This is a genomic window from Rhodococcus sp. G-MC3 (assembly GCF_030063335.1).
Lineage (GTDB): Bacteria > Actinomycetota > Actinomycetes > Mycobacteriales > Mycobacteriaceae > Rhodococcoides.
Genome location: NZ_JASISW010000028.1, coordinates 48579 through 57319 on the forward strand (window position 1 = coordinate 48579; position 8741 = coordinate 57319).

Here is an 8741-nt window from a genome sequence, read left to right on the forward strand (position 1 = left end):
GTTATCAGGTGACGCGTGCTGTTTCTTTGGTATCCGGGGTCTATTTGTCGAGCCGATAGCGGCTGAGCTTGTCCTCGTCGATCTCGACTCCGAGACCGGATCCCGCGCGGACGGCGAGTTCGCCACCGCGGATCTCGAGAGGTTCGGTGAGTAGGTCGTCGCTCATGTCCAAGAAGTTGGATAGTTCGCCGGCGCGCCTGGATGTGAGTTCGAATGCGGCGCCGAATGCGACGGTGCAGGCTGAGCCGAGCTGTCCGTCGATCTGGTTGCCCATCACGACTTCGAGACCGAGGCCTTCGCAGAGGTGGTGGGTGCGGAGGGATCCGGTGAACCCGCTCCTGGCGGTCTTGATGCTGACCGCCGTCGCCGACCCGCCGAGAATTTCACGGGTCACGTCGGCTGGCGTGACAGCGGATTCGTCGGCGACGAAGGGTACGTCGAGCTGCTGCACGAGCCACCGTCTGCCGAGCACGTCGTCGGCGGGGCACAGTTCTTCGGCGAGGGTGAGCCCGAGGTCCTTCATCTCCGCCATCGCCCTCGCGGATTCCGATGCACTCCATCCGCGATTCCCATCGACATACAGTTCGACGCTCTCACCGAGGTTCTCGCGCAGTGCACGCACTACATCGGTGTCGAGGGAGGCGGGCCGGCGGCCGACTTTGACCTTGAAGACCTCGATGCCGTAGTCGACGCGCATCCGGGTGGCTTCGTCGACCATCTCTTCGGGTGTGCCGAAGCCGAGCATGTGGCTGACACGCATGCTGTTGGTATAGCCGCCGAGTAGCTCGGTGACCGGGAGATCGAGCGTGCGCCCCAACGCATCCCAGATGGCCAAGTCGATGGCAGCCTTGGCAACCGGATTCCCCACCGTCCGATTGACACGGGTATGCACGATCTCGCGTTCGGTCAACCTCAGACCGACTATCTGTGGCGCAAAGATCGACTCGATCACCGCGACCATGCCACGCTGGGTCTCGCCGTAGGTGAACGGGCGCGGGGGAGCGTCGGCGATACCGACGATCCCGTCGTGGGTGTGTACGCGAACCAGAACGTGCTCGGCTGCATGAACTTCGCCGCTCGCGAACCGAAGTGGCTTGCGGTAGTCGATGGAATATGGAATCGCGTCGACCGCGGTGATCTTCATGAGATGTCCTTCAGATTGTTCGCTGCAGGTATCAGTCTGACATGCAGCGGGGTCCGGGCCAGCAGTGTCAACCCCACTCGGTCTCGAGCTGCCGGACGGACCTGGGACGATGCCTGTTGCGCCAGCTACAGGCGTTTCGCAGCCTGGCCGAAGTGTCGAGTTTCGGCGACGGCGACGGCGACGGCGACGGCGACGAAGTGAGTTCGAGTGCCGCCATTCCATTGAGCTCGCCGCGGCAGCCATGTTGGGTCATACAGGGTCGAGTGCGAAGTCGTAAGACACGCGATTGATGCCGTCGTCGCCAGTAACCGGATCGAGAATGAGTTCGGGTTTGGTCGCCATCGCGACGTCGCTCTCGATCCATTCGCCGCCGCGGAAGTAGAGCTGGGTGGTGACGCTCCGCTTGTCGGGGTAGGAGACGATGACGTGCAGGTGCGCCGGTCTCCATGGATGACCGTTCTGGGCTTCGATGAATGCGCCGGTGGGACCATCCGTTGGAATCTGGTACGGCGCAGGCTGAATCGTCTTGATGGAGTACCGACCGTCACGATCGGTGACGATCTTTCCGCGCAGATTCCATTCGGGCAGGTGCGGTGCGAATTGTGAGTAGTAGCCGTCGTCGTCCGCGTGCCACAGTTCGACGATTGCGCCACCGAGCCCGTTCCCGGCGAGGTCGCTGACTTGGCCGGAAAAGATCAGTGGGGTTGTTCTGCGGTCCTCGTCGCGCATCGGCAGTTCGCACTCTGCGGAGAGTGTGGGAGCGTCGGCGATGTAATAAGGGCCTTCGATGCTGCCCTTGGTGCCCTGACGGCTCTGCGCGAGAACTGCTTCGACGGCATGTTCGATGAACACATCGAGGAACAGTGGCCATTCTCCACCTTCACCGACGTCGATGAGCCACTGCTTGAAGACTCGGTATTCGGGGTAGGTGACGCCGTGATCGAGGATCACCTTGTGCAGTGCACCAAGGGCGTCCTTTGCGATGGCAGCAAGCCGTTCGGGGGATGTATCGGAGGTGACGCGTTCGTTCTTGAACTTGTCGGTGGCTGCGGATCCGGATCCGGCAGCGGTGGGGCTGCCCGCTTCGGTGGTGGTCATGTGGGGCTCCTGAGGGTCCGAGAGTGGGGTCTGGGGATCGCGGTCGATGGGCTGTGCCGACCGAGTCGAGATTTCCTGGACGGCGACCAGGAAATCTCGACTCTGATCGCCGCCACATGTATAGATATGTTATTTGTTGCCGAAGTAGGAGACGTCCTCGTTGCCGATGAGGTCGGGGACGGTCCAGCCGTCGAGGTCGTACTCGTTCAGGCACTGCTCGGCGAACCCCTTCATCGAGGCGACGTCGCCGCGGGCCTCGGCTGCGAAGAGCAGTTCGGCTTTGACGTTCTCGTGGTTGCCTGAGTAGTTTCGCTCGTAGAGTTCGTGGCGGCCGCCGAATTCGGTGCCGACCGAATCCCACAGTGCCTTCATGATTTTCACGCGTTCGACGGAGGTCATGCCGTCAGATCCTCGGACGTATTTGTCGAGGTACGGGCGAACCTCGGGGCTCTTGAAGTCGAGCGAGCTCGACGGTAGATAGATCAGTCCCGATGCGACATCCTGTTCGATGATTTCCTTGACCCGCGGGTAGCCCTGCATCATGAACATCCGGTAGGTCAGTCCGTATTCGAGCTTGGGGATGACGGTGTCGCCGATCCACTGCTCAGGATCGCGCGCCATCGATTCGGTGAGTGACCAGAACAGATTGCGCCACCCGATGACTTCACCTACGCGGGACTGCACTCCGCGAAATCCTCCGGCTCCCGTAGCGTCGAGGGCCTTCATGAGCAGGCCGGCGATGAAGTCGAGTTTGACAGCGAGGCGGGTGCAGCCCTGGAAGGTGAAGCGGGGAAGGAATCCGGACTGCGGGAAGAAGGCGTTGATCTTGTCCACATCTCCGTACATGAAGACGTTCTCCCACGGCACGAGCACCTTGTCGAAGATGAAGATGGTGTCGTTCTCGTCCATCCGCGACGATAGTGGGTAGTCGAACGGGCTGCCCATGACTGCGGCGTTCTGGGTGAAGGAGGACCGGCAGATGAGCTTGATGCCCGGTGCATCCATCGGGACGGTGCAGATGAGTGCGAACTGCTTCTTCTTGATCGGTAGACCGTAGTGCGCGATGAAGTTGTAATTCGTGATCGCCGAGCCGGTGGCGACGACCTTGGCGCCGGACACGATCAGACCTGCATCGGTTTCCTTTTCCACCTTCATGAACACGTCGCCGACCTCGTCGGGCGGAAGGTGGCGATCGACGGGCGGGTTGATGATCGCGTGGTTCCAGTACAGGACCTTTTCCTGAGACTCCTTGTACCAGCGCTCGGCGTTGGCCTGGAACGGGGAGTACAGCTCCTTGTTGGCGTGCAACGTGCCGAGGAAGCTGGCCTTGTAGTCGGGGGAGCGGCCCATCCAGCCGTATGTCATACGTGCCCACGCAGCGATGGCGTCGCGTTCTTTGAGGAGATCTTCGGAGGAGTGCGGGGTCTTGAAGAACGGCATTGTGACGCCGCCGCTGCCGGTGTCGGTCGGCGAGGTGACGGTGTCGACGAGATCGCCGGTGTGCATCGAGTCGTAAAGCCGCGCAGTCATTCTGATCGGATTACGGAACGCCGGATGCGTCGTGACGTCTTTGACGCGTTCACCGTGAATGTAGATCTCGCGATCGTCCTTGAGCGAATCGATGTATTCGTTGCCGGTCATGGGTTTCGTCGCAAAGGTTTTCGTGGTGTTCGCTGCGGAGTTTTCGGCGGGGTTGGTGACGGCAGTGTCGATGGATGGGTCGAGCGGGGCATCGGACCGTGATTCGGTGGTGGTCATCAGTGGGTGTCCTTCCGGGTAATCAGAGCGCGGGCTGGAGATGCAGAGGTGTGAACGAGGTGGCGGCATTGAACCAGCCGCTGTGCGGGTCGTCCATCGATCCGTTCCAGGCGGCGGAGGCCGTCGGTGACCCGAGATCGTGGAACGTGCTGCGGTAGAACAGCAGGGGGTCCTTGCCGCTGGCGGTGGCATCGACGATTTCGCCGATGAAGATGATGTGGTCGCCGCCGTCGTATTCGGCCCACGGCTTACAGGAAAGGGTCGCGGCGGTGCCGCACAGGACCGGCGCGGTGGGACCGTCGTCCCATACGGGTTCGGGCGATTGCGGGCGCCCGGCGAAGTGCATCGCGGTGTCGAGTTGGTCGGCCGCGAGAATGTTGACTGCGAAGGCTTCGCCGCTGAGGTAGCTGCAGGCCTTCGACTTGCGGGTGAGCGTTACCTGGCACAGGCGTGGTTCGATAGAGATCGCGGTGAATGCGGTGACGGTCGCTCCGTGCGGGGTGCCATCAGCGTTGGTGCAGGTGATGACCGTTACGCCGCTGGCAAACTGACCAAATATGTTGCGAAGCTCGCGTGGCTCCATGAGCGCGACTTCCTTTCATTTCACCTCCGCTGTGTGGCATCACAGCAGGAGATGTCGATGAATGTAAGCCCGATCACAGGTGCCGTCGATCCGATTTGCGCGGAAGTGATCCAAAAAACGCGGGTGTTCGATGTTGCATCAAGAAGTGATTGCGGTCACACTGAATTGTCGGGCGTCTTTGCGTCCGCCGTAGGTCAGAAGGGACAGAGGGTGGCTGACACCGCCGATTGGGACGTCGCGTCCGATAGGGTCTCCCATGCGTACTTCCCGCATCGCCTGAGTCCTCTGACGCGTGCTGCCACAGCGCATCTGCATGTCGACAGCGTCGAACTCGGTGCACTTCGCATCGCTCACATCGGATGGGGAGCGGATGTCTCGGTCGACTCCGAGCATCGCGGCGCGTACGCGGTCAACATCCCGTTGTCCGGGTATCTGCAGTCGCGAACAGGACGTCACGAGGTCCTGTCGACACCGGGGCGCGGCACCATTTGTCCGGCCGATACTCCGACCTCGATCACCCGATGGAGCGAGAGCTGCTCCATCCTCGGTGTGCGCTTGGATCGAGACTATTTGCATCGCGAGATGGTCAAGGTGCTAGCTGAGCCGGAACGCGAACTGCCGCCGCAGATCGATCTCACGACAGGGGACGGTAGGAGTTGGTTGCAACTGGTTCAGTCGCTGTCCGGTCGGCTCCGAACAGGCGGTGGCGTATGGGACAACTCACTCGTGGCCGATCAACTGTCAGGGGCGCTGACCAGCGCATTCATTCTCGCTGCTATGCCCGAGGACGTCGGCGGCACGCAGGCAGCTCGGCCGCGTATCGTCAAACGGGTGCTCGACGAGTTGGAATCGGACCCGGCCAAGGCGTGGACCGCAGCTGACATGGCTGAGCTTGCTGGCGTCAGTGTGCGCCGACTTCAGGAGGGGTTCCGGGAGTACGTCGGATGTAGTCCTCGTGAGTGCCTTGTGAACATACGGCTTTCACGCGCTCGCCTCGACTTACTCGACGGTAGTGGAACAGTGGCGGACATTGCCCTGCGGTGGGGTTTCACCCACACCGGACGGTTCGCTGCAACATACAGAGCCCAGTACGGCGTCGCGCCATCGCAACAGATGAGTCAGTGAGCCAGGGCCTCTATCGATACGCTGCGACAAAACGCGAAGCAGAAGGTGCAGGTAGTTCAGGTAGTCGTGGGTCGCTCCGGCGCCATCGGTGCGGATCAATACTTTTCTGCGAGGCCTGCTTTCAGCGCTGAACGGTAACTGTGCCAGCGCCTTCCGGGTGACGGTGATGTGGTCCGCGGCGGTGTTCGAGACGGGGTTGCCGGGCGCGTAGTAGTGCTGGGACGGGTTCACCGGTCCCGGATGGTCCGTGGTCGACGAACGTTGTCAGTGGGTGAGATCCGTACCCACGTTTGTAGGTCGGTGCAGCAAGCATTCTCTCTGAGCGTGCGGTGACCAGTGTTGCATCGAGGTCGATGATGATCGGGTCATCGGCGTCGATGTCGTGGTCCGGGGCACGTTCGCCGGCATGGTCCCAGGCCACGGCACGGGCCGCGGCTCGGGCGGTGTCGATCGCTGCCAGGGCTTTCGGTGCGTCGGCGGCCAAGACTGTGATCAGGCGGGAGAGGGTCGGATCCGGTCATTGTCGATCCTTCCCGCCAAGCTCAGCTGGGCGTGTCGAACCAAGGATCGGATCCAACGCTATTCAGGCAGTCATGATGACCACTGTATGGAGTCGCGGTCCTCGTTGTAGGCGCCCTCACCGGCCCGGTGGTGCCGCGCACGCCCGCCGCGGACCTGGCATCAGAATCGGGATCGGAGTGGCAATCTGTCTACTACGCCTCGTGGGCGCCGACCGGCTGCTCGAGTTCGCTGTCCGGTAGGTGCACGGGGGTGGTGCTGCGGTAGTGGCCTGTCAGTGAGAGCGCAACACCGGCGAGAATCCAGGCCAGCAGCACGATCCATTCGTGCAGCGACGAGGCGTCCGGAAAGTAGTTGATCTCGCGGACCAGGCTGGCTGCGGCCCCCGGGACGAAGTACTGCCCGATCGCTCCCCACGGCCCGGCGATGAACTGGTAGGGCAGGGTCGCACCGGATATCGGATTGGCGACGAACATGGTGATCACCGCACCGATCCCGATGCCCGAAGCTCCCAGGAGCGCATTGAGACCCACGACCGTCGATGCGGTCCCCAACATTCCCACACCGATAGCGAGAGCCTCGAGCCAAAAGTGGCCTCCGAGGATTCCCAAGAGTGGGCCGGTCACCAGCGCGACCACGACGCCGCCCACCGCGGCGTAGACCGCGAGCGCGAGAAGCCGGCGACCGACACCGGCAACCAGCAGAGAAATGATGACGCCGCCGATGATGCCTCCGAGCACGAGTGGGAATCCCATCGCGCTGATCCCGCCGCCAGTGGGGTCGTCGGCCGACAGTGGCACCACGTCAGTAGTGGTGAGCTGCGCGCCTTGCGCAAGGGCGATCCGGCTGCCGATGCCCTGGAGGACCGACACGGCCGCCGGGCCGTCCGCGCCGGCGACCAGCACCTCTGGGCCGCCGGCGCCGAGGACGAAGGCCCCGTAGACCTCGCGCTCCTGGATCGCCTGCACGGCGTCCGCTCGTGAGTCGTAGGAAGTTGACTCCACCGGCAGATCCGCCGCCTGAGGGAGCTGGCCTCCCACCACACCGACGGGGAGGTCGTGGGCTTCGGAGGTGGCGACCGGCCAGAGGAAAGCGAGTGCTGCGAGCGCCACGATTGCTCCAGCGAGAATCCCGAATGCGACCACGGCGATGGGACGGGAGCGCGGCGTGGTTCCGGGCTGCTGCGTGGTCTCGGGTTGCTGGGTCGACATGAGGTCTCCTAAACAGAATTAGTATTCTCTTTTATGGAAGATACACGCTAACCTGGTCTGGTGCCAAAAGTGAGCGCCGCGTACCGGCAGGCCAAGCGCGATGACATCGTCGATGCAACTCTTCGGGTGATCGCGCGGCGCGGGCTGGGCGCGTTGACGATTGCCGATATCATCGAGGAGTCCGGATTCTCCGCCGGCTCGGTCTACTCCCATTTCAGCACCAAGCACGAGATCATCGAGCTCGTCGCGACACGGGTGATCGGTGATCGCGCCGACCGGCTCAACGCAGAGTCCGAGGAGTTTCCCCGCTCACCTCTCGAGACCGTCCGGTGGTGGCTGGCCGGGCTCGAGCACGATGAACTCCCGTACGCCACCGCCGTCCAGATCTGGGGCGAAGCTGCATCAGATCCGGGGATCCGCGCCATCGCCGAGGCCCGGATGGCGGCAATCGAGGACGCGTTCGCCGCGGCCGCCGAGCGTTGGCTAATCGCATCGGGGAACGATCCGTCCTCGTCCCGCGACACCGCCCGAGCGATGCTCACGTTCTGCCAGGGATACATCGTCCGAGCTGCCGTGCTGGGCCGCCAGGACCTCGAATCGTCCATCGCTGCAGTCGAGCTGCTCACACCATCATCAGACCGCCGATCAGGACCACGTTCTTCAGGAACTGCACTCAATGAAGCTTCGGGTTGATCGGTTCGTCGATTGGACTGGAGCCCCAGCCTGGCGCCCTCGTCGGCCCCGATCGAGCGTGGTCGTGGCAAGCATCTCGTTCTCCACGCCGAACCCAGGCGTCTCGTTGCCCGTGCATGCCTTCACGGTTGCGCTTCATTTCACCAGTTGTGGTGCGCTGACCGGGTGAGTCCTCGCCCGCTCACGGAATGCTGTTCGAAGTCACCGATACCTCGAAGCATTGTATCCCCCAGTGTATTCCACAAGACGATAATTGAGTTTGCGTCGCCGTAGCTTGAGCGCCGAACTGCCCCGATCACGGCGATACCTAGCCCTGATTTGCGCAAGAAGCGCGAATACCTGCAGAACTTCACGAATCCCTCGCGGAGAGCGGGGAAGGACCTCGGTATCGAATTGACGCGCCAAATCGCAGCGGAGGACGGAGGACCGGTGTTGGGATTTTACCTGCCACAATGGGTGGCGAGTGGAGTGTGGACGTCGATCTGAACCGCACCGGTGAGTCCGGAGACTTGGTTTCGTGTGAGTTCGGTCAGCTCGCGAGCTGATCCGATTGTCGAGTGTAGTGGAGCTGTTCGCATTCGATCGGCGGGATGTCGCCGCAGAATCCGTA

Annotated in this window: 7 protein-coding genes and 1 pseudogene; 2 read left to right on the top strand and 6 right to left on the bottom strand. The window is 62.5% G+C overall.

Annotated elements, in window-relative coordinates:
* Positions 1-40 precede the first annotated feature (40 nt).
* From QMK17_RS23300 to QMK17_RS23315, 4 genes are all read right to left on the bottom strand, one after another.
* Entirely contained in the window at positions 41-1144 is a 1104-nt protein-coding gene (locus QMK17_RS23300; RefSeq protein ID WP_283511668.1) for a mandelate racemase/muconate lactonizing enzyme family protein, read from the bottom strand.
* Positions 1145-1393: 249 nt separating this feature from the next.
* A complete protein-coding gene (gene catA / locus QMK17_RS23305; protein WP_283511669.1) occupies positions 1394-2242 on the bottom strand; it encodes a catechol 1,2-dioxygenase in 849 nt (282 codons plus the stop codon).
* A 129-nt stretch (positions 2243-2371) separates the two neighbouring features.
* Entirely contained in the window at positions 2372-4000 is a 1629-nt protein-coding gene (locus tag QMK17_RS23310; RefSeq protein ID WP_283511670.1) for a 4-hydroxyphenylacetate 3-hydroxylase family protein, read from the bottom strand.
* A gap of 22 nt (positions 4001-4022) precedes the next feature.
* Positions 4023-4583 (bottom strand): flavin reductase family protein, encoded by a 561-nt coding sequence (locus QMK17_RS23315; RefSeq protein ID WP_283511671.1) that lies wholly within the window; start codon positions 4581-4583, stop codon positions 4023-4025.
* A 210-nt stretch (positions 4584-4793) separates the two neighbouring features.
* Here QMK17_RS23315 and QMK17_RS23320 point away from each other — a divergent pair, with 210 nt between their 5' ends.
* Positions 4794-5708: an AraC family transcriptional regulator gene (locus tag QMK17_RS23320; protein WP_283511672.1), complete on the top strand. Its 915-nt coding sequence runs from the start codon at positions 4794-4796 to the stop codon at positions 5706-5708.
* 48 nt (positions 5709-5756) lie between these two features.
* Here QMK17_RS23320 and QMK17_RS23325 read toward each other — a convergent pair.
* Positions 5757-6222: pseudogene (locus QMK17_RS23325) on the bottom strand (transposase); the annotation flags it as partial.
* A gap of 199 nt (positions 6223-6421) precedes the next feature.
* Positions 6422-7438: a hypothetical protein gene (locus tag QMK17_RS23330; RefSeq protein WP_283511673.1), complete on the bottom strand. Its 1017-nt coding sequence runs from the start codon at positions 7436-7438 to the stop codon at positions 6422-6424.
* Between the two features lie 60 nt (positions 7439-7498).
* Here QMK17_RS23330 and QMK17_RS23335 point away from each other — a divergent pair, with 60 nt between their 5' ends.
* A complete protein-coding gene (locus QMK17_RS23335; protein ID WP_283511674.1) occupies positions 7499-8131 on the top strand; it encodes a TetR/AcrR family transcriptional regulator in 633 nt (210 codons plus the stop codon).
* Positions 8132-8741 lie beyond the last annotated feature (610 nt).

What these genes read in the sequence shown, in the direction of transcription:
- catA (WP_283511669.1), bottom strand. Translation starts at nt 2,242, where the DNA reads ATGACCACCACCGAAGCGGGCAGCCCCACCGCTGCCGGATCCGGATCC.
- QMK17_RS23310 (WP_283511670.1), bottom strand. Translation starts at nt 4,000, where the DNA reads ATGACCACCACCGAATCACGGTCCGATGCCCCGCTCGACCCATCCATC.
- QMK17_RS23300 (WP_283511668.1), bottom strand. Translation starts at nt 1,144, where the DNA reads ATGAAGATCACCGCGGTCGACGCGATTCCATATTCCATCGACTACCGC.
- QMK17_RS23330 (WP_283511673.1), bottom strand. Translation starts at nt 7,438, where the DNA reads ATGTCGACCCAGCAACCCGAGACCACGCAGCAGCCCGGAACCACGCCG.
- QMK17_RS23315 (WP_283511671.1), bottom strand. Translation starts at nt 4,583, where the DNA reads ATGGAGCCACGCGAGCTTCGCAACATATTTGGTCAGTTTGCCAGCGGC.